Origin of the sequence: Halorussus salilacus, assembly GCF_024138125.1 — an archaeon.
GTDB classification, from domain to species: domain Archaea; phylum Halobacteriota; class Halobacteria; order Halobacteriales; family Haladaptataceae; genus Halorussus; species Halorussus salilacus.
In genome coordinates, this window is the sequence record NZ_CP099993.1 from 1,194,168 (window position 1) to 1,215,019 (window position 20,852).

The window sequence follows — 20,852 nt, forward strand, 5'->3', positions numbered from 1 at the left end:
TAGTGTTTGGCATGCTCGTTGACGTCGTCCCCGTGGGGGACGTTTCCGCGCAGGTCAAGCGACAGGCCTCGGTCGCCCTCCGTTCGGTCTACGACTGCGACGTGACGATTCACGACTCCCAGTCGGTCCCGTCGGGGGCCCACGACGAGAAGCGCGACCAGTACCGCGCCGAGGAGTTCATCGAACTCGCGGGCCGGGTGGGGTCGGGCGAGAAGAACATCGCCATCACGCCCGAGGACCTGTTCTACCGGCGGCGCAACTACGTCTTCGGTCTGGCCTACCTCGACGGCAAGGGCAGCGTCATCTCGACCTACCGGCTCCAGACCTCCAGCGACGGCGGCTTCTCGAACCGGAGCGCGAGCGAGATATTCTCCGACCGGGTCCGCAAGGAGGTCGTCCACGAGATCGGCCACACCATGGGACTGGAGCACTGCGACAACAAGCGATGCGTCATGAACTTCTCGCCGACCGTCCGCGAGGTCGACGTGAAGGAGGAGAACCTCTGCGGGTCGTGTCAGCGCACGGTCCTGTAGCCCGCCCGGGCCTTCCCGCGTCGGTCCTACTCGCGCCGCGACCGTAGTCCCTCTATCGCCGCGCCGACCAGCGACAGCGCCGCGACCGCCAGCGGAGCGACCTGCCCACCCCAGCCGGGCGGGACGGCGTACCGCGCCATCGCGGTCGCGTAGTCGAGGTCCTCGCGGATGACCGACGCGTCGGCGGTCGAATCCGCGAGTCCGGCCTCGTCGGCGGTCGGGCGGTCGGCGCTGCCCTCGCCCGGGAGCCGGTCGGCCTCGTATGGCAGACCGCCGGTCTCGACGGCCCAGACGACCTCTCCCTCGGGGTTCACCTCCATCACGCGGCCGTTGTACGAGTCCGTAATCAGGGTGTCGCCGTCGGGGAGGCGGTCGGCGTCGCGGGGCCACTGGAGGCGACCCGACCCGCCGAACTCCCAGACCACCTCGCGGTCGGCGTCGAGTTCGACCACGCGGTCGCGCTCGCTGTCGGCGACCAGCAGGTGGTCGTCGGCCAGCCTGTCGGGGTTGTGTTGCTCGTGGAGGACCTCGCCCCGCTCGTGGAAGTCGTCCGGGCCGACGACCGGACGGACCCGGATGGGCCCCGACTCCTCGTCCATCCGGAGTTCGACAACGGTGTCGAAGTTCCGGAGGCTGACCTGGAAGACGCCGGGACCGAGTCGGTCCACGTCGTTGAGGTGGGTCCAGTCGCCCTCCGGCCCCATCCCCTCGGGCCTCTCGTAGTCGTCGGTCGCGTTCCACTGCCAGACCACCTCCTTCTCGCGATTGACCGCGAACACCCGGTCGTTGCCCATGTCGGCCAGCACCCAGCGGTCCTCGCTCCCGACTACGTAGTGGTCGGCGTCGTGGAGCTCGTGTTCGTGGAGCTTCGCGTCGTACCACGCGTACTCCCACACGAGTTCGTCGCTCGACTGCTCGACGATTCGGAGACTGTTGCGGACGCAGTTCTCGAAGCCGTCGTCGCGGTAGCGCGGGGGACACTCCTCGTCGGGGACCTCGGTGGCGGTCGAGAGCTGGACGCGGTCGGGACCCAATCGCTCGACGTCGAACACGTCGTCGGGCTCGTCGTACTCCCAGACGACCTCGCCGTCGGGCGATATCTCTATCGCACGCCCCTCGTCGTGGTACCCCTGCAGACCGACGAGCGTATTGTTCTCGGGGCGCTCGTCGTCTTCGGTCACCCGCGGGCCGTCGGGGGCCGAGAGCGCGCCGACGGTCGCCGCGAGGAGACAGACCGCCGCGAGGGCGACCAGCAGTTTGGCCCGGCGCTCGTGGCCGGTGGCGAACCCCTCCAGAACGCGACGTATCACTTCCGGAGGTACGGCGGCTCGGGGGAAAACGATTCGGGGGAGAGGAACTCGGGGCGAACCGACGCCGGTCAGGGCGCGTAGTAGTACTCGCCCTGCTTTTTCTGCTCGCGGTCGAGCTGGCTCCCGGGCTTGTTGATGCGGGGTCGCCCGACGTTCTCGTCGCGCCGGAAGGTGATGTCGAGGTTCGACAGGAAGTCGTTCATCCCCTCGCGCATCCCCTTGGGCTTGCTCGCGCGGCCCTGCACCGCGGGTTCGCCGTCGAACACCATCAGCCGGTCGGCCAACAGGTCGATCATGTAGATGTCGTGGTCGATGACCAGCACGGTGGCGTCCTGCTGTTCGGCGAACCGCCGGATGGCGCGGGTCGCGCGCACCCGCTGTTCGACGTCGAGGTAGGCGCTGGGCTCGTCGAGCAGGTAGAGGTCGGCCGACTTCGAGAGGCAGGCCGCGATGGCGACCCGCTGGCGCTCGCCGCCCGAGAGGTCGGTGAGGTCCTGCTCCATGATGCGCTCCAGTTGGAGCGGCTGGGCGATCTCGGTGTTCCAGTACGACGAGCCGACCTTGTCCGTAATCGAGCGCATGAAGACGTCGACCCGCATCGGCTGGTCGATTTCGATGTACTGGGGCTTGTACGCGATGTCGAGCCGGAAGTCGAGTTCGCCCTCGTCGGGGTCGAGGCGCCCCGCCAGCAGTTTGGCGAAGGTGGACTTCCCGATGCCGTTCGGGCCGACCACGCCCAGCACCTCGTTCTCGCGAATCGTGCCGCCCTCCACGTCGAGGCCGAACTCGCCCTCGCCGTAGGACTTCGAGAGGTCGGGGTACTCGACCAGCGTGTCGGCGCGGGTGACCTGCCGGGGGGCGTGCTCCTCGAACTCGATTGCCTCCGGCCGGATGCGCATGTTCTCGTTGTCGAGATAGCCCTTGAGGTACTCGTTGATGCCGTTCCGGACGGATTTCGGGTCGGTGATGACGCCGTACGCGCCGGGCTCACCGTACGCGACGTGGAGGTTGTCGGCCACGAGGTCGAGGATGGCGAGGTCGTGCTCGACGACCAGCATCGACTTGCCCTGTTCCTCGGCCATCTCTTGGACCAGGCGCGCGGCCGCCACGCGCTGGCTGATGTCGAGGTACGGCGTTATCTCGTCGACGAAGTAGAAGTCGGCGTCCCGAGCGAGACACGCTACGAGCGCCACGCGCTGGAGTTCGCCGCCCGAGAGGCTGTCGATGTCCTGGTCCATGACGTGCTCGATTTCGAGGCGCGAGAGCAGGTCGTCGAGCACGCCGCGCTCGTCGGTGTTCTCCAGCAACTGAGCGGTCGGTCCGTCGAAGCGGTCGGGAATCTTGTCGACGTACTGAGGCTTTCGCGAGACGCTCACGTCGCCGTCCTTGACCGCGTGCAGGTAGTCCTGTAGCTCCGTGCCGCGATAGGCGTCGAGCACCGCCTCCCAGCCCGGCGGCTCGGCGTGGTCGCCGAGGTTGGGGGCGAGTTCGCCCGCCAGAATCTTGACGGCCGTGGTCTTCCCGATACCGTTCGGCCCGAGGATGCCGGTGACCTGCCCCTCAAGCGGGACCGGCAGGCCGTACAGCGAGAAGGCGTTCTCGCCGTAGCGGTGGACCGGTTCGTCCTGCAGTTCCTGGGGGAGGTTGATAATCTCGATGGCGTCGAAGGGGCACTTCTCGACGCAGATGCCGCAGGTCTCGCCCAGACAGATCTCCTCGCTGATGTGTATCTGGTCGGGTTGGCCCTCCTCGGTGTCCTCGCCCCGGAGCGTGATGCACTCCTTGCCCGTCCGGTTCGGTGGGCAGTAGTTCTTGCACTCGTAGCTACAGCGGTCGGGCTGACACCGCTCTAGGTCCACGACCGCGATGCTGTCGTCGGCCATGGTTCAGAAGGTGACGCCGTTGGTCAGCAGGATGGTCCACGTCACGAACCAGAGCGAGAAGGTCATGAACAGCACGTAGAGGTGGTCCTTGGTCGAGAAGTCCTCCACGTCGATGCCCAGCACTCGGAGGAGCGGCAACTGGGCGAAGACGGCCCCGCCCACGATAGCCAGCGCGAGGGTGTCGGTCGCCGCGGTCCCGAGGACCGCGGCCGACACCAGCGCGGCAGCGACGCCCGCCAGCGTGCTGACGGCCGTCACCGTCACGCCCCGCATGTGCGAGGCCCGCCGTTCGGAAGCCTGTTCGGTAGCCATACGAGTGCATCAGGGACCCGCGTTGAAAAACCCAACCTTTCGCGACCACCTTTTACTGCACTCAGGGATTGGCGAGCAGGTGGCTCGCCAATCCCTTCGCTGGTAAAATCTGGACCAAAAACCTGCGTCACCTCCTCGGCCGCGAGAGAGGCGGCTTCGCCGCCTCTCTGCGGCCTCGAAGGTTCCTTGGTCCGCTCCTCGCTTCGTCTGCGTGAGCGGAGCGAACGCAGGCTCGGAGGACGTAGTCTTCCGGTGCTCGTCGCGGCGGATTGCGGCGTGCGCCGGAGGAAGGCGTAGCTGGGCGAAATCGCCGGAGGAAGGCGTAGACGGGCGAAACCGGTGGAGAAGGATTGCCGGGCGAAATCGGGGTGAATGGCCGTCCTGCAACCGAACGCCAGCGAGTCGGTCGCGAGTCGAGTCAACCGCCTTACCCGTGCCAGTCATTCTCAATACTTTTATGGCAGTAGCGTGTTTCGAAACGTAACGATGGTATCTGAGTCCGAGCGAGAGGACATCGACGACCTACCGCCGAGCGCGAAGCTGGTTTTCAAGGTGCTCGAATACAAGGGTGCGCTCACCCAGAAGCAGATCGTCGAGGAGTCGATGCTCTCGGCCCGAACGGTCCGATACGCTCTCGAACGACTGGAGGAACTGGGAGTCGTGGAGGAGGACGTGTACTTCGCCGACGCGCGACAGAACCTCTACGAGATAGACGTGTGCAGCGAGGCGAACGCGGAGGCCGCCGACGCCCAGAAGTCGGCGCAGTAGGTTCCGACCGGGCGAGTCCGGGGGATTCGGCGCGCGCTCCCCGCCTCCCGGGCGGGCGCGGGTCAGTCGGTGAGCGTCCCGACCGCGGACGACCGTCCGGTCAGTTCCTCGGCTTCGAGCGCGTACAGCGACAGGTGGGTGGGGGCCTGCCCGTCCGACCAGGGAGCGAGGGGGAACCACGCGTTGTCTCCGATGACCGCGAGCGCCTCGGTGATTCCGTCGTCCGTGAGGACTTCGAGGGGGCCGCGCACCATCACGCTGGTCCACTCGGGCGGCCGGACCTCCGGCACGACGAGCGTCGCGGTCGTGGTCGCGTCGAGATACGGCAGTTTCTCGCACCCCTCGTCGGTCTGTAGCTGGAAGTAGAACGTCGAATCGCCGTCGTAGCCGAACGAGACCGGAATCGAGTACGCGACGGAATCCCGCGCCATCGTCAGACATCCCCATCCCTGCCCACGGAGGAATGCGTTCACCTCGTCGGCGTCCATCTCGATGTCGGGCGTCTCGGCGTCGAGTGGGTCGGCGAACATGTCTCTACCGAGTCGGTTTCTCCCGGAGGCACATTTAACGGGCAGGCGATTCCGACGGGGTGAGAACGGCGTCGAGCGGCCGTGAAAACCGCCGTTTCGGAGTTCTACGCCCGAACGACCGTGATGGGTCGCTCGGTGTCGCGTGCGCTGACCCCTCGCAGAGCGACCACCTGAAACGTTATGGTCGCAGGCTCACAACGTACACACATGAGCACCGACAAGAAGCGGGTCCAGTTCCGGGCACCGGCACGACTCATCGAGCGTACCGACTCGCTCGCGGCCGTTTTCGGGTCCGACCGAACCGACATCCTCATCCACGCGCTCCGGGAGTACCTCCGTGACGCCGCACACGACGACGAAATCAAGCAGGAGATCGCGGGGGCGTACTACGACGACGAGATCAGCTTCGAGCAACTGAAATCGCTCGTCGGCAAGGAGGAAGCCGCGAACTTCCGCGTCCTGAAACGACAACTCGACGAGGACCTCACCGACGAGCTAGCGGAGTTGTAGATGACGGTCGTCGCAGACACCTCCGCGCTGGTCAGTCTCGGATGTGGAACCGAAGCGTCGCCCGTCGAACTCCTGACCGACGAGTACAGCGTCGTCGTCCCCGAGACGGTCGTCGTGGAGCTCGAAGAGGTGGCCGCGTACGACGACGAACAGGCGCGTGCGGCCCGACGCGTCTTGGACGCGACAGACGGGCTCACGGTCGAGAACGTCTCGCTCGACGCCGACTTCCCGCTCGACGATGGCGAAAACGCCGCGGTCGCGCTCGCGAACGAGCGCGACGCGTCGATGTTACTCTGTGACGAGTTCAACAAGATCGGACTCGTCCACGCGTCGCTCGACGACGTGACGCTCGTCACCACCCCGAAGTTCCTCCTCGTCCTCGAATCGAAGGGGCGACTCTCCCCATCGGAGGTCGAGACCGCGCTCGACCGAATCGGTGAGATTCGAAGCTGGAGCGGGAACAGCTACGTCGAGCGCGTCCGGAATCGGCTCTGAGTGCTACGCCCGGACGACCGTGATGGGTCGCTCCATGTCTATCGCGCGCTCCAGTTCCTCGGCGATGGCGCTCCCGCGCGAGACCTGGATGTCCCCGCCCCGACCCACCGTGGCGGTGAAGAGGTACTCACCGCTGGCCTGCACCTCGACCGTCTCGCCCGCGTGGCCCTCGGTCGGGACGACGATGTGCCGGGAGGTGATTTCGGGCGTCACGACCTCCCCCGCGGTCGCGCCGCCGTTCGCGCTCGCGCCGCTCGCGCCGCTCTGGGACGCCGACTGGGGCTTCTCGTCGTGGGTGCGAACGTCGATGTCGATGCCGAGGCGGTTCTCGATGTCCTCGATGCGGCCGCCGCCCTTCCCGATGACGTAGGAGATGTCGTCGTCGGTGACGTAGACGGTCGCGCGGTTCTGGCCCTGCACGTCCACGTCCACGCGGCCGCGGGCGACCGACTGGATTTCGCGCTCTATCTCCTGGCGCGCGAGCTTCGAGACGCCGCTCTCCTCGCGTTCGCCCTCGTTCAGGGGGACCGTGACGACCTGTCGGTTGAAGGTGTAAATCTCGTACTCGGGGCGTCCGGTCTCGAAGTCCGAGATGACGATGACGGGGCGAGCGAGGTCCTCTTCCATCAGGCCCTCGGGCACCTTGACCTGCGTCGAGACGTCGTAGACGGTGTCGACCTGTCCGGCCTCGATGTAGACCACGGTGTCGACGACCTGCGGAATCATGCCGAGTTCGACCCGGCCGACGAGGCGCTGGAGCGCGTCGATGGCGCGGGTCGCGTGGACCACGCCGACCATCCCGACGCCCGCCAGCCGCATGTCGGCGAACACCTCGAAGTCGTCGGTCTTGCGGACCTCGTCGTAGATGGTGTAGTCGGGCCGGACCATCAGCAGGGAGTCGGCGGTCTTGGCCATCTCCCCGCCGAGTTCGGTGTACTGAGTGATGTCGGGGCCGACCTGCAGGTCGCGGGGCTTCTCCATCGTCTTGACCGCGAAGCCGTGGTCGGAGAGGAACTCCCCGACCGCTTGGGCGAAGGTGGACTTGCCCGCCCCGGGCGCGCCCGAGACGAGCACGCCGCGCTGGTGGTCGAGCAGGCGCTCTTTGAGTTCGGCGGCGAACTCGTAGTCCTCGATGTCGGTCTTGACGATGGGCCGGACCGCGGTTATCTCCCACGCGTCCGAGAACGGCGGTTCGGAGATGGCGATGCGGTAGTCGCGGAACTGGACGATGGTCATCCCGCGCTCGTCCAGCTCGATGAACCCCTCGTGGCTCTGCTTTGCGCTCTCGATTATCTCGCTGGCGTACTCCTTGACGGTCTCCTCGTCGAGGACCGTCTCGCCGATCTTCCGGTACTCCATCTCGCCCACGTCGCCCTTCTTCGCCATGGGCTCGACGCCGACCTTGAGGTGGACGCTCATCGTGGTCTCGTCGAAGTAGTCCTCGACCGAGAGCCGACCCACCTCGCGGGTCTTCGGGGCGATGTACTCCACGTCGAGGCCCTTCGCCTGGGCGACCTCGCTCTGGACGCTGTCGCTGGTGACGAAGGTGGCGTCGTGTTCGGCGGCCAGCTCGCGGATGAGCGCGTCGATCTCGCCCTCGGTGGCGCGTCCGGCCTCCTCGGCGTCGGGGCGCTCGCCCACGTACTTCAGCTCTATCTTCCCCTCGTCGGCGAGGTCGGCGAGTCGCTGGAGCTCTTCGAGGCCGTCCCACCCGCTGTCCTGCCCGCGGTTGGCTTGGGCTTCGAGTTCGGCCACGGCGGCCTCGGGGATGAGTACCGTCGCGTCGGCGAACTCGCCGTCGACGGTTTCACCGTCCTCGCGTTGCTTCTCCGAAGCAACGCCGCCCGCGACCCGCTCGGAGATACGACCGTCGATGACGACGCTCGTGTCCGGTAGCACCTTCATGGTGAGTCGTAGGTTCGGAGCGTTGATAAGGATGTTCAACCGGGAGGGTGCGGCAGACCGACCGAGAGGGTACGGCAGACCGACCAAGAGGGTACGGCAGACCGACCAAGAGGGTACGGCAGGCCGAGACGGGAGCGGGCGGCGCGCGTCGCGACGCGCGCCGCCCGCCTCGTCGCTTACGTACGAGGAGGTCGAACGGTGGGTATGGGAATCCGAGCCTCGATGCTCTCGGACGGCCGGGAGAACGCGGCGGTGGGATGGGTGCTGCTCGGCGTGCTGGCGCTCGCCGCGGTCGGGAGCCTGCTCGACGCCGACCCCCTCTGGGCGGGGTTCGCGCTCGCGGCGGGCGCGCTGGCCGCGCTCCCCGCCGCGTTCGCACGCGACCCCGAGGTGATGGTGCCGTGGGAGGTGGTGGCGCTGGCGGTCCTGCCGGTGGCGCTCCGAGCGGTCGCTGGCGGGCGGGTCGTCCAAGTCGCGACCTACCTCGCGGTGGCGGCGCTCGCGCTACTCGTGGCGGTCGAGCTCGACGCGTTCACGTCGGTCGAGATGAGCGCGGGGTTCGCGGTGGGGTTCGTGGTCGTGACCACGATGGCGACCGCGGGGACGTGGGCGGTGGTGCAGTTCGCGGCCGACCGGCTCCTCGGGACCGCGTTCCTCACCACGCCCGACGCGCTGATGTGGGACCTCGTGTTCGCGTCGCTGACGGGCGTCCTCGCCGGGGGGCTCTTCGAGGCGTACTTCCACGGAGAACCGTTCCGGATTCGGCGGGGTGAGCGGCTGTGAGCCTCGCAGAGACCCTCGGACTCGACGACCGCCGCCAGAAGCGGGTCGTCGGCGTTCTACAGGTCGTGCTGGCGGGCATCACCCTCTACGGCGTCTATCGCGTCAACGTGGGGCTGGCAATCAACGCCGCCATCCCGCTGGGGGTCACCTTCCTTCCGGCGTACCTCGAACGGGACACCCGCATCTCGATGGACCCCGGGCTGGTGCTGTGGATGACCGCGGCGGTGTTCCTCCACGCGGTCGGCGCGCTGGGCGTCTACCAGTGGATGGGGTGGTACGACCAGGTGGCCCACGCGCTGTCGGCGTCGGTGGTCGCTGGCGTCGGCTACGCGACGGTCCGTGCGTTCGACCGCCACTCCGAGGCGGTGTCGTTTCCCTCGGAGTTCGTCTTCGCGTTCCTGTTCGTGTTCGTGATGGCGTTCGGCGTCCTCTGGGAGATAATGGAGTTCGCCACGGGGCTGGCGTCGCAGGTCGTGGGCGGCGAGGCGGTGCTGGCCCAGTACGGGATAGACGACATAATCTACGACCTCGCGTTCAATCAGGTCGGCGCGCTCGTGGTGGCGGTGTGGGGCCACGCCCACCTCTCGGGCGTGAGCCGCGACCTCTCGCGGGAGATGGACGACTCGGGGAAGACCGACGATTCCGGGGAGGCAGACGACTCCGAACAGGCCCGCGACACCCGAGATACCGAGGAGTGACTCGACGGACGACGCCGACGGGTCGCTCCGACCCGGCCTGCCCCATCCGTCGATTTCAAGCCGTTCGGCGTCCACCCTCGGACCATGACCGAGGTCGCCGACCTGACCCGAGAACTGGTCGCCATCCCGAGCCACGACGACGAGACGAAAGCGGGCGATTTCGTCGAGGAGTGGCTCCGCGCCGAGACCGACGCCGACGTGACCCGCGACGAGACGGGGAACGTGGTCGCTCGGAAGGGGCCGAGCGCGAGCGACGGTCCGTCGCTCGCGCTCGTGGGCCACCACGACGTGGTTCCGCCCGCGGATTCGCAGGTGACCGACGACGGAGCATACGTCGTCGAGGAGCGCGGCGGTCGCCTCTACGGCCGAGGGACCGCCGACATGAAGGGCGCGGTGGCGGCCGCGATGCTCGCCTTCAGAGACGCGAATCCCGCTGGCGAACTCGTCTTCGCGAGCTTCGTCGGCGAGGAGACCGGCGGCGAGGGCGCTCGCGCCGCAATCGACGACGGCTTCGCGCCCGACTGCGCCATCGTCGCCGAGGGCTCGACCAACTACTCGACGGAGGGCGTCACCGACGTGGTGGTCGCCCACAAGGGTCGGCGGGCGAGCACGGTCACCGCCCGCGGGTCGGCCGCCCACGCCAGCGAACCCGAGGCTGGCGTCAACGCGGTCTACCGGGCCTGCGACGCGGTCGACGTGATTCGGAATCTGGAGTTCCCCGTAGCCGAGGTGTTCGGCGAGCGACTCCGGGGCAGCGTCGCGGTCACCGGCATCGACGGCGGGAGCGCGTGGAACGTCGTCCCCGAAGACTGCGAGGTCGTCGTGGACGAGCGGACCGTCCCCGGCGAGCGCGCCGACCTGAAGCGCGTCGAGGACATCGAGGGCGTCGAGTGGACCGTCGGGCAGGACCTGCCGCCGATGGAGTGCGACGACGAGGCGTTCGCCGAGGCGGTGCTGGCCGCCGCGCGCGAGGCCCAGTCCGGGGCCCCCGAACTCGTCACCAAGCCCCACGCGACCGACGCGGGGTGGCTGGCCCAAGCCGGGACCTCGTGCGTGGTCTGCGGCGCGTCCGAACCCGGCGAGGCCCACACCGAGGACGAGAGCGTGAGCGTCGAGGTGCTGGAGCGGTGTTACGACATCTACCGGGGTGCCGCCGAGCGGGTCGGCCGATAGTCCGTCCCGAAATCCGCGCTTTGATATTCGGTGACACCTAACTCCGTCGCGATGGCAAGCGAAGCCGCCGCCGAGACCTCCGAGACCTACTCGGAGTTCATCGACACGGTAGAGCGACTGACGAACGTTCAGCAGGCCGCGAACGTACTCGGGTGGGACCAGGAAGTAATGATGCCCGAGGGCGGCACGCCCGCCCGGTCGAAGCAACGCTCGGCGCTCTCGACGCTGAGCCACGAACTGCTCACGTCCGAGAAGATGGCCGAGATGCTCGACGAACTCGAAGCCGAGGACCTCGACGACGAGCAGGCGGCGGTGGTTCGGGAGGTCCGGCGCGAGCACGACCGCGCTGTCCGGGTCCCCCAGGACCTCGTCGAGGAGATATCGCAGGTCTCCTCGGAGGCGTTGCCGGTCTGGAAGGAGGCCCGCGAGGAGGACGACTTCGAGACGTTCGCGCCGACGCTCGAAAAGCTGGTCGAGCTCAAGCGCGAGTACGCAGAGCACATCGACCCCGACCGGGACCCCTACGAGGTGCTGTTCGAGGAGTACGAACCCTACCTCGGAGTCGAGACGGCCGAGCGGGTGCTCGCGCGCCTGCGCGACGAACTCGTCCCGCTGGTCGAGGCGATTCGGGAGTCCGAGGCCGACCTCGCCACCGACACGTTCGCCGGGGAGTTCGATATCGACACTCAGGAGGAACTGACCCGCGACGTGCTCGACACGCTGGGCTACGACTGGGACCACGGCCGCCTCGACACCGCGCCCCACCCGTTCTCGACGGGCAACCAGTTCGACGCACGGGTCACCACGCGGTTCAGCCCCGACGAGCCGCTGGGCGCGCTGATGGCGACCGTCCACGAGTTCGGCCACGCGACCTACACCCTCGGCCTGCCCCGCGAGCACTACGGCACGCCGCTCGGGGAGTCGCGGGACATGACGGTCCACGAGTCCCAGTCGCGGCTCTGGGAGAACCACGTCGGGCGCTCGGAGGCGTTCTGGGAGCGGTTCCTGCCGAAAGTGAAAGAGCGGTTCCCGCAGGTCTCGGACGCCTCCGTCGCCGACGCCTACGAGGCCGCAAACGAGGTCTACGAGGACAACCTCATCCGCGTCGAGGCCGACGAACTCACCTACCACATGCACATCGTGGTCCGGTTCGAGATCGAGCGCGACCTCGTCCGGGGCGACATCGAGGTCGAGGACGTGCCCGAGCGCTGGAACGACAAGTACGAGGAGTACCTCGGCGTCCGGCCCGACTCGAACGCCGAGGGGTGTCTCCAGGACATCCACTGGAGCCACGGCGACTTCGGCTACTTCCCGACCTACTCGCTCGGGAGCGTGCTCGCGGCCCAGCTCTACGACAGCGTCGAGGACGACATCGAGGACGTAGACGAGAAGATTCGCGAAGGCGACTTCGAACCCCTCCACGACTGGCTGACCGAGAACGTCCACCGCCACGGGAGCCGGTACACCACCGACGAACTGATTCGGCAGGCCACCGGCGAGGACTACACCGCCGACTACTTCCTCGACTACGTGAAGTCGAAGTACGGCGACCTGTACGAACTCGACGAGTACTGAACCGACCTCCATTTTATCGGCGGTTTTACAATTCGTGGTCTCGTAGACCGCGATAACGTGCCCTCCAGTCGCGTCAGCACGCGCCGCGAACTGCTCCGAGTCGCAGGAGCGACGCTCTCGGTCTCGCTGGCGGGATGCGTCGGCGGCGACCTCGATTTGCTCGAAACCGACGGCGACCTCTCGTGTTCCGACACTGACCGGCCGTTTCCGGACGACTGGCCACTGATCGGCTACGACAGGCGGAACACGAGTGCGAATCCGAACGCGACCGGGCCCAGAGAAGGGGTCGAGGTCCGGTGGACCGACGGTGGCCCCCGGGGTTTCCGGGGCGCACCCATCCTCGCGGGCGAGGCCGTCTACGTCCAGAAGTCCCCGACCCACCTCACCGCGTTCGAACGCGACGACGGGACCGAGCGCTGGTCGATTCGGCTCGGTACGACCGACGACTCGACGCAGACCACCACCCACTCCGGTTCTCACCAGACGCCAGCCGTCGTCGGTGACACCGTCTACGTCGGCGGCGGCAACGCCGAGGTCGAGAAGGACGGCCCGGAACTGGATCGACTCGCCGACCACTTCGGGCTGTACGCCGTGGACCGCCACACCGGCGACGTTCGGTGGACGATACGGCCCGACGACTTCGTCGACACGCCGCCGGTCGTCGTCGGTGACCTCGTCCTGTTCGTCACGCGGGTCGGTACGGTGTACGCGGTCGATACGATGGAGGAGTCCGTCGCGTGGACGCTCTCCGTCGGAACGCGGGACGCACCGTTACCGCCCCTCGCAGTAGACGGATGCCGACTCTATCTCGGCACGGTCGGAGACGGCCTCTACGCTATCGACGTGGAGCGCGGAGAACTGAGTTGGGACCTATCGGAACTCGCGTCGCGGGCGGCCCCGGCGGTCGCTGACGGAATCGTCTACGTCGGCGGCGCGGACGGCGTCCTCTACGCAGTGAACGCCGAATCGGAGTCCGTCGAGTGGAAGCGCGACCTCGGACGCGCCATCTCGATGGCTTCGCCCGCAATCGCGTCCGGAACCGTGTTCGTCGGGACCGCAGACGGCGACCCCGGCGAGGAACGCACCCGAGTACGCGCGCTCGACGCCGAGACCGGCGACGAGCGCTGGACCGCCGAGACCGAGGAGTACGTCAAGTCTTCGCCCGCGGTCGCCGACGGCGTCGTCTACGTCGCGGCGCGGGAGCGAATCTTCGGATTCGACGCCGAGACCGGCGACGAACTGTGGACCCACGAGGTACACGGCGGCGTCTCCGCACCGCTCTCGGTCGCCGACGGGACCGTCTACGCGGCGACGACCCACGGGCAGTTGTACGCGCTCGCCGAGCCGAGTGAATACAACTGATATGTACGAGGGAAAGAACTATACGTTGGTTGTCGCATGTTACCACAGAGTCGAATGGTATCCCGCCCCGTCGATTCCGATCTGGAAGTGAACGGCCGGACGGTCTGTCAGGCCGTCGACGGCCTGACAGACCGTCCGGCCGACGCGGAAGCGCGGGGCCGAGCGATTTTGGCCGAGAACGGTATCGAGAGTCCCCCGTCCGAGAAGTGGTACGCGCTCGCGGACTTCCTGGCGGCGCTCGACGACATCGGGTCGGCGCTCGGCGAGGAGACGGTGACCCGCCTCGGGGCGAAGGTCCCGGAGGGCGTCGACTGGCCGTCGGAGGTCGAGTCGGCGACCGACGGGTTCGAGACGGTCGACGATGCGTACCACCTCAACCACCGCGGGGGCGACATCGGCCACTACGAGTTCGCCGAGGTGGGCGAGCGCGAGCGGCGAGTCACCTGCGCGAACCCCTACCCGTGCGCGTTCGACAGGGGGATAATCGAGGGCACGCTCCGGGCGTTCGGCGAGGAGTTCAACTACACGCCGATGGTGTTCATCCACGAGACGAGCGAGCGGTGTCGGGACGAGGGCGGCGAGCAGTGCACGTATCGCGTGACGTGGTGAGCGTTCGCCGCGACCCCGACGTTGATAAGTCGGGGCTCCGACCGGAGGGTATGGCAGACGCCTACGACGACCTCCTCGAACGCTACGAACGGATCTCGCACCTCCGGGACGGCCGGGGCGTCCTCTACTGGGACCAGCAGGTCACGATGCCCGAGGGCGGCACGCCCGCCCGTTCTCGCCAGCTCTCGGCGCTCTCGGGGCTGACCCACGAGAAGCTGACCGACGACGGACTGGGCGACCTGCTCGACGCGGCCGAGCGCGAGGACCTCGACCCCGAGCAGGCCGCAGTCGTCCGCGAGGTCCGGCGCGAACACGAGCGCGCCGGAGAGGTCCCCCAAAACCTCGTGGAGGAGTTGACCCGGCTCCAGTCGGAGGCCCAGGACGACTGGCGGGAGGCCAAGGCGAACGACGACTTCGGGGCGTTCGCGCCGACGCTCGACGAACTGGTCGACCTCCGGACCGAGCGCGCCGAGCACATCGACCCCGGCCGGGACCCCTACGAGGTGATGTTCGAGGACGGCGAGCCGCACCTCGGACTGGAGACGGTCGAGCGCGTCTTCGAGGAACTCAAGGCCGGACTCGTCCCGCTCGTCGAGGAGATACGCGCGAGCGACCCCGTCCCGAACGTCTTCGATGGGAGCTTCGACGAGGGGACCCAGCGCGACCTCTCGGAGGACGCGCTCGACCTGCTGGGGTACGACTGGGACCGGGGCCGACTCGACACCTCCGCCCACCCGTTCACCTCCGGAAACCAGTTCGACGCCAGGGTCACCACGCGGTTCCACGAGGACGACCCCATCGACGCGCTGACCGCGACCGTCCACGAGTTCGGCCACGCGACCTACGCGCTCGGGCTCCAGCGAGACGCCTACGGCTCGCCGCTGGGGCGGGCGCGCTCGCACGGCGTCCACGAGTCCCAGTCGCGGTTCTGGGAGAACCACGTCGGCCGGACGAGGGAGTTCTGGGAGCTGTTCTTGCCCACATTCAAAGAACACTTCCCGCAGGTCGAGGGCGTGACTCCCGAGGAGGCCTACCGGGCGGCAAACCGGGTGACAGCGGACAACTGCATCCGGGTCGAGGCCGACGAACTCACCTACCACATGCACATCATCCTCCGGTCGGAGGTCGAGAAGGCATTCGTCTCTGGCGACCTCGACGTGGCCGAAATCCCGCATCTGTGGAACGACAAGATGGAGGAGTACCTCGGGGTCCGACCCGACTCGGACGCCGAGGGCTGTCTCCAAGACATCCACTGGACCGGCGGGTTCGCGCGGTTCCAGAACTACACGGTCGGGAGCGTGCTGGCCGCCCAGCTGTGGGCGACCATCGAGGACGAACTCGACGACCCGCGCGGGCTGATTCTGGCGGGCGAGTTCGAGCCCATCCACGACTGGCTGACCGAGAACGTCCACCGCCACGGCCAGCGGTACACCACCGACGAGCTGATTCGGCGGGCCACCGGCGAGGACCTGACCGCCGACTACTTCCTCGACTACGCCGAGGAGAAGTTCGGCGAGATATACGGGCTGTAGTCGGCGACCGACCGCGAACGCGGCGACTGCGGTGGGCGGTGGGCTCGGACGCGCGACGACTCCGGGCCCCAACGACTTTCCACCCGCGGGTCGCGGATGGGGAGAACGGCCCGGTTCCGATGTCCCTCCCGCTCCACATGGGGTGGCGACACGCGCTGTTCGCCAACTGGTCGGTGGACCCGAGCGTCCTCGCCCCGCACGTTCCCGATTCGGTGTCGCTCGACACGTACGACGGCCGGGCGTGGCTGACGGTGCTCCCGTTCACGAACGTCGACGTGCGCCCGCCGTGGCTCCCCGAGGGCGTCGGGATTCGCCTCCCGGAGGTGAACCTCCGGACCTACGTCGCCCGCGAGGGCGAACCCGGCGTCTACTTCTTCAACCTCGACGCCGACGGCGTGCTGTCGGTCCTCGGGGCGCGAGCCACCCACTTCCTGCCGTACTTCCACGCGCGGATACGCCACCGGGTCGCCGACGACGGCCGAGTTCGGTTCGAGAGCGCGCGCCGCCACCCCGGCGCGCGCCCGGCGCGGTTCGTCGCCACCTACCGGCCCGACGGCGAGCGGTTCCGGTCGGAACCCGGGTCGCTGGCGGAGTTCCTGACCGAGCGCCACCGCTACTACGCCGAGTCGCCCAGCGGGCGACTCCGGTACGCCGACGTGCGCCACGAGCGGTGGGCGCTGTACCCCGCGACGGTGGACATCGAGGAGAACACGGTGTTCCGGGCGAACGCGTTCGAGACGCCCGCGACAGACCCGGTGTGCTACTACAGTCCGGGCGTGGACGTGCTCGCGTCGGCGAATCGCGAGTGGGCCGGACCGACCGGCGACCTCGCGGAGTTGGTCGCGCCGATACGCGAGTCCTAACGCAGAGATACGGTCTCCCTACTCTGAGTGACAGGTCGGGCCACACGAGAAATAGGGCGTTGGAACATCTCGGTAGAGTGGTTGTTACACCAACACCATTATAAGGGTGGTGTGCATTACCATAGCACGTATGGCGACCGCACCGACCGGCGACGACGACGCCCTTTTCGACGAATTCCTGTCCGAGCGTGGCCACGAAACCGAGGACGTCGGCTGGCAGGAGGACTACAACAAACTCCAGTGTCCGGAGTGCGGCGGGCTCCACGATACCTCCGCGAGCGAGTGTTCGGTCTGCGGGTGGCACCCGCGATAGGCCGACGGTAGCGACGAGCGGCGGACGGTAGCGACGGGAAGCGACTACCTGCGGCGCGTTTTTCCGAGTCGTTGCGGTAGCGAGCGCCGCGTATTCGTGTCCGTACCGTTACTTACTCTCGACGAGTCGGTGGACGTTGTGTGTAACGTTTCGGTCAGTAAGACACCAAAATGTCCGACTGTGAGCCCGTTATATCGGTATTCTGGCAGGGAAATCCGAGTCCGTGTCGATAGAAATATATTGTAAGATTTCCGTACCCTCACAGGAGAGATGCCAGAGTGTCAGAACTGCGGGGCCTTCGTGACCGACGCGTACGCGCGGGTGTTCACCCCGCGAGGCGTCGAGAATCCGCGAGTCTGCCCCGAATGCGAGGACAAGATTCGAGACGGAAGCGAAGTACGCGAAGCGCGCTCGCCGCGCAACACCTCCTGAGTCGACTCGCGAGGCGTCTTCCTCCCGGGATACCGGTCGACCAGCCGCGCGTCCGTCGATTCCGGCGTCCGACGCGATTCACGTCCATTTATGAGTGCGGGGGACATGTGATTGGTGTAATGAGCCAAGACACGGACGAACGAGTGACCCGCCTCTTCGGTGGTCCCGGCAGCGGGAAGACCACCGAACTCCTCGACCGTGTCGAGGAACTCCTCGACACGGAGGGCGTGGGCGTCAACGACATCTTGCTCGTCTCGTACACCCGAGCGGCCGCCAACGAGGTTCGCGAGCGACTCGCCGAGCGGCGCGACCTCAACCCCCGGTCGCTCCAGGGGACCGTCTGCACGATGCACGCGAAGGCCTACGACCTGCTCGACCTCTCGCGAAACGACGTGGTCGGCGAGTCCGACAAGAAGGAGTTCTGCGAGGACTTCGGCATCGAGTTCGAGGACGAGTACAGCGGCGCTGGCCGCCGGACCGCGCGCTCGACCACGCTGGGCAACAAGATAATCGCGACCAGCCAGTGGCTCCAGCGCACCAGCAGGGACGTTGCAGACTGGTACGACGTTCCCTTCCAGTGGAACGACGAGGAGGTCCGCCTGCCGCCGGACATCGACCCCAACGCCCAGGAGGGCAACAAGTACACCCCGACGTGGCCCAGCGACGACGACCGCCTCGACGTGCCCGAGGCCATCCGCGGGTGGCGCACGTACAAGGGCGAGAACGACCTCGTCGGCTTCGCCGACATGCTCGAACGGGTGAAACAGCGCTCGCTGCTCCCGAACGTCGACTACCTCGTCATCGACGAGTTCCAGGACATCACCAGCCTCCAGTACGACGTCTACGAGGAGTGGAAGCCCCACATGGAGAAGGTCCTCATCGCGGGCGACGACGACCAGGTCGTCTACGCGTGGCAGGGCGCAGACCCCAAGCTCCTGCTCGACGAGGGCGGCGACGACGTCATCCTCGACACCTCCCACCGGCTGCCCTCCGAGATTCTGGAGGTCGTCCAGCACGAGGTCCGGCACATCGACGAGCGCCAGGAGAAGAACCTCTCGCCGCGCAAGCAGGGCGGGACGGTCGAACAGATAGACAGTCCCTCGATGCTCGACCTCGTCCGGAACGTCCGGTACACCGTCGAGGAACACGACGGCACCCTGATGTTGCTGTTCCGGGCGCGCTACCAGATGTTCCGGTTCATCGACGAGTTCATCGACGAGGGCATCCCGTTCCGGTGTCTGACCGACCAGCGGATGTGGACCGACCGACTCACCCAGTACGTCCGGGCGGTCGAGCAGATCGACGCCGACGAACCCATCACCGGTCTGCAGGCCCGGCGGCTCGCCGACATGCTCCAGGACTCGGCGTTCGGCACGAACGAGCGCGACGAACTGTTCGACGCCATCGACGAGCGTAAGGAGGAAGCCGACACCGACGACCTCGCCGAGATCGAGGTCGAGCCCGACTTCGTGACCGACTTCGCGCCGTTCATGCCCGGTCCGGCCGCGGCGGCCGACATGGTCCGGAAGGTCACCAGCTTCCAGAAGAACTCGATGAAGGCGTACTTCGCGGGCGACTACGACGGGATGGCCGAGGACCGCGTCCGGATCGGTACCATCCACTCCGCGAAGGGTCGAGAGGCAGACCACGTCTTCGTCGCCACCGACCTGACCGAGAAGGTGGTCGAGCAGATGGCCGCCACCGTCGACGAGGCCGACGTGCCCGACGACGTCGAGGAGTTCACCTCCAAGACCGACCCCGTGCCCTGTCTGACCGACAACGAGCGGCGGGTGTTCTACGTCGGAATGTCTCGCGCGCGCGAGCGACTCGTCCTGATGGAGAAGCTCGTGGGCGGCGCGCCCACCCTCCCCATCGACGTGTTGCTGTACAACGAGCGCAACGAGAAGAGCGTCGAGGACGTGCTGGACGGTGCGGTCGAGACCCCCGCGCCCCAATCGGACTGAGAACCGAGCGCGACATTCTGCGGTTCTTCGGCGACTTCGTCAGGATACCGTTTCGGAGACCGACCGAACAACGGGACGCGCCGCGAGCGCGCCTGCGGTGCTGGCGCGCTCGCACGCGGGGAGGCACGGGGCGCGGTCGCGGTGCCGTCGCGGTGCCGTCGCGGTGCTGTGCGGTCCCACAGATACCGGGAGTAGCTAGCCGCACCGCAGAAACCGCCGAGTTCGAGCGAAGAAAACGAAGAACCGAATCGTCGGTCGGTCACTCCTCGTCGTCGGGCGTCTTCGCGACCTTGCCGAGCGCCTTCTGGGCGAACGACCCCGGCACGTCGGTCGGCCTCGTGAGGTACTCCTGAACCACGACCATCAGGACCGCGACCCCGACGAACGCCGCGCCGACGAGGGTCTCGCCCGCGAGCAGTTTCTCCGCGCCGAGCAGGCCCACCGGCAGCGCGAACACGAGGGTGGCCGCCAACTGGAGCGTGTCGATGATGCCCGAGTTACCCATCACCACGTCGTTTCGTCCGGGGCGATATAAACCCGGCGCGCGCGATCCCGCGTGGGCGACCCCGCGGCGCGGGGTCGCCCACGCCGGGCCCCGCGCGTCGACGCTCGTGAGCACGCGCGTTCGACCCGAGTCCGGAGCGTCCGACCCGAGTCCGGAATCCTTTTCACCCGACCAGACCCACAGAACTGATATGTTTACCGGAATCGTTGAGGAAGCGGGCGAGGTGCGCGAGGTGACCGAGACCGACGACGGTCGCCGTCTCCGCATCTCGGGCGAGGAGGTGACCGCCGACCTCGACCGCGGCCAGAGCGTCAGCGTGAGCGGCGTCTGCCTGACGGTCGAGGACCACGAACCCGGGTGGTTCGAGGTCTTTCTGGCGAGCGAGACGGTCGAGAAGACCTACCTCGGCGAGGTCGGGGTCGGCGACCCGGTCAACCTCGAACGCGCGATGGCGGCCGACGGCCGGTTCGACGGCCACGTCGTGCAGGGTCACGTCGATGCGACCGCGGAGGTCGCCGACGTGCGGCAGGTCGGTGAAGACTGGGAGTACGCGTTCACCGTCCCCGAGGGGTACGGCAGGTACGTCGTGGACAAGGGGTCGGTCACGATAGACGGCATCAGCCTCACCGTGGCCGACCGCCGCGAGGACGCCATCACGGTCGCCATCATCCCCGAGACCCGGCGGGTGACAAACCTCTCGGAGAAGGAGCCGGGCGACCCCGTCCACCTCGAAGTCGACGTGATCGCCAAGTACGCAGAGCGCCTGCTCGACGGCGCGGGATTCGAGGCGTAGAGTC

At 67.5% G+C, this 20,852-nt stretch carries 22 protein-coding genes; 16 read left to right on the forward strand and 6 right to left on the reverse strand.

Going from position 1 to position 20,852, the window contains the following annotated elements:
• The first annotated feature begins 11 nt into the window (after nt 1-11).
• On the forward strand, nt 12-533 hold the full coding sequence (locus tag NGM10_RS06130; protein WP_253482980.1) for an archaemetzincin family Zn-dependent metalloprotease: 522 nt from the start codon (nt 12-14) through the stop codon (nt 531-533).
• Nucleotides 534-559: 26 nt separating this feature from the next.
• On the opposite strand, the gene NGM10_RS06135 is transcribed toward NGM10_RS06130, so the two are convergent.
• The 3 genes from NGM10_RS06135 to NGM10_RS06145 all read right to left on the reverse strand — a co-directional run bounded on the left by NGM10_RS06135 (nt 560) and on the right by NGM10_RS06145 (nt 4,038).
• Entirely contained in the window at nt 560-1,843 is a 1,284-nt protein-coding gene (locus NGM10_RS06135) for a hypothetical protein (RefSeq protein WP_253482983.1), read from the reverse strand.
• 68 nt (nt 1,844-1,911) lie between these two features.
• Nucleotides 1,912-3,726 carry a ribosome biogenesis/translation initiation ATPase RLI gene (locus NGM10_RS06140; protein ID WP_253482985.1) on the reverse strand — a complete coding sequence of 605 codons (1,815 nt, stop codon included), beginning with the start codon at nt 3,724-3,726 and terminating at the stop codon, nt 1,912-1,914.
• 3 nt (nt 3,727-3,729) lie between these two features.
• Nucleotides 3,730-4,038, reverse strand: a complete 309-nt coding sequence (locus NGM10_RS06145; protein ID WP_253482988.1) for an EMC6-like membrane protein — start codon at nt 4,036-4,038, stop codon at nt 3,730-3,732.
• A 486-nt stretch (nt 4,039-4,524) separates the two neighbouring features.
• Here NGM10_RS06145 and NGM10_RS06150 point away from each other — a divergent pair, with 486 nt between their 5' ends.
• Complete coding sequence (locus NGM10_RS06150) at nt 4,525-4,806, forward strand: helix-turn-helix transcriptional regulator (RefSeq protein ID WP_253482991.1); 282 nt, start codon at nt 4,525-4,527, stop codon at nt 4,804-4,806.
• Between the two features lie 62 nt (nt 4,807-4,868).
• Here NGM10_RS06150 and NGM10_RS06155 read toward each other — a convergent pair whose 3' ends face one another.
• Nucleotides 4,869-5,336, reverse strand: coding sequence for a pyridoxamine 5'-phosphate oxidase family protein (locus NGM10_RS06155; protein ID WP_253482994.1), 468 nt, complete (start codon nt 5,334-5,336; stop codon nt 4,869-4,871).
• A 207-nt stretch (nt 5,337-5,543) separates the two neighbouring features.
• On the opposite strand from NGM10_RS06155, the gene NGM10_RS06160 reads away from it, so the two are divergent.
• A complete protein-coding gene (locus NGM10_RS06160) occupies nt 5,544-5,846 on the forward strand; it encodes a hypothetical protein (protein WP_253482997.1) in 303 nt (100 codons plus the stop codon).
• Nucleotides 5,847-6,341, forward strand: a complete 495-nt coding sequence (locus tag NGM10_RS06165) for a PIN domain-containing protein (protein ID WP_253482999.1) — start codon at nt 5,847-5,849, stop codon at nt 6,339-6,341.
• A 3-nt stretch (nt 6,342-6,344) separates the two neighbouring features.
• Here NGM10_RS06165 and NGM10_RS06170 read toward each other — a convergent pair whose 3' ends face one another.
• A complete protein-coding gene (locus NGM10_RS06170; protein WP_253483001.1) occupies nt 6,345-8,246 on the reverse strand; it encodes a PINc/VapC family ATPase in 1,902 nt (633 codons plus the stop codon).
• 204 nt (nt 8,247-8,450) lie between these two features.
• On the opposite strand from NGM10_RS06170, the gene NGM10_RS06175 reads away from it, so the two are divergent.
• From NGM10_RS06175 to NGM10_RS06225, 11 genes are all read left to right on the forward strand, one after another.
• Complete coding sequence (locus tag NGM10_RS06175; RefSeq protein ID WP_253483003.1) at nt 8,451-9,029, forward strand: hypothetical protein; 579 nt, start codon at nt 8,451-8,453, stop codon at nt 9,027-9,029.
• Nucleotides 9,026-9,727, forward strand: a complete 702-nt coding sequence (locus NGM10_RS06180) for a DUF2238 domain-containing protein (protein ID WP_253483005.1) — start codon at nt 9,026-9,028, stop codon at nt 9,725-9,727. The genes NGM10_RS06175 and NGM10_RS06180 overlap by 4 nt, the downstream gene beginning before the upstream one ends.
• Nucleotides 9,728-9,811: 84 nt before the next feature.
• Nucleotides 9,812-10,900: a M20 family metallopeptidase gene (locus tag NGM10_RS06185; protein WP_253483006.1), complete on the forward strand. Its 1,089-nt coding sequence runs from the start codon at nt 9,812-9,814 to the stop codon at nt 10,898-10,900.
• 51 nt (nt 10,901-10,951) lie between these two features.
• Nucleotides 10,952-12,475: a carboxypeptidase M32 gene (locus tag NGM10_RS06190; RefSeq protein WP_253483008.1), complete on the forward strand. Its 1,524-nt coding sequence runs from the start codon at nt 10,952-10,954 to the stop codon at nt 12,473-12,475.
• Between the two features lie 57 nt (nt 12,476-12,532).
• Nucleotides 12,533-13,837 (forward strand): outer membrane protein assembly factor BamB family protein, encoded by a 1,305-nt coding sequence (locus tag NGM10_RS06195; protein WP_253483010.1) that lies wholly within the window; start codon nt 12,533-12,535, stop codon nt 13,835-13,837.
• Between the two features lie 54 nt (nt 13,838-13,891).
• On the forward strand, nt 13,892-14,446 hold the full coding sequence (locus tag NGM10_RS06200) for a hypothetical protein (RefSeq protein WP_253483012.1): 555 nt from the start codon (nt 13,892-13,894) through the stop codon (nt 14,444-14,446).
• 50 nt (nt 14,447-14,496) lie between these two features.
• A complete protein-coding gene (locus NGM10_RS06205; RefSeq protein WP_253483014.1) occupies nt 14,497-15,978 on the forward strand; it encodes a carboxypeptidase M32 in 1,482 nt (493 codons plus the stop codon).
• A gap of 119 nt (nt 15,979-16,097) precedes the next feature.
• Nucleotides 16,098-16,841, forward strand: a complete 744-nt coding sequence (locus tag NGM10_RS06210) for a YqjF family protein (RefSeq protein ID WP_253483017.1) — start codon at nt 16,098-16,100, stop codon at nt 16,839-16,841.
• A gap of 130 nt (nt 16,842-16,971) precedes the next feature.
• Nucleotides 16,972-17,154, forward strand: coding sequence for an HVO_0416 family zinc finger protein (locus NGM10_RS06215; protein ID WP_253483018.1), 183 nt, complete (start codon nt 16,972-16,974; stop codon nt 17,152-17,154).
• Nucleotides 17,155-17,424: 270 nt separating this feature from the next.
• Nucleotides 17,425-17,586 carry a DUF7563 family protein gene (locus NGM10_RS06220; RefSeq protein ID WP_253483020.1) on the forward strand — a complete coding sequence of 54 codons (162 nt, stop codon included), beginning with the start codon at nt 17,425-17,427 and terminating at the stop codon, nt 17,584-17,586.
• Nucleotides 17,587-17,705: 119 nt separating this feature from the next.
• Nucleotides 17,706-19,550: a UvrD-helicase domain-containing protein gene (locus NGM10_RS06225; protein WP_253483022.1), complete on the forward strand. Its 1,845-nt coding sequence runs from the start codon at nt 17,706-17,708 to the stop codon at nt 19,548-19,550.
• 259 nt (nt 19,551-19,809) lie between these two features.
• Here NGM10_RS06225 and NGM10_RS06230 read toward each other — a convergent pair whose 3' ends face one another.
• Nucleotides 19,810-20,055: a DUF7533 family protein gene (locus NGM10_RS06230; RefSeq protein WP_253483024.1), complete on the reverse strand. Its 246-nt coding sequence runs from the start codon at nt 20,053-20,055 to the stop codon at nt 19,810-19,812.
• A 190-nt stretch (nt 20,056-20,245) separates the two neighbouring features.
• On the opposite strand from NGM10_RS06230, the gene NGM10_RS06235 reads away from it, so the two are divergent.
• Complete coding sequence (locus NGM10_RS06235) at nt 20,246-20,848, forward strand: riboflavin synthase (protein WP_253483026.1); 603 nt, start codon at nt 20,246-20,248, stop codon at nt 20,846-20,848.
• Nucleotides 20,849-20,852 lie beyond the last annotated feature (4 nt).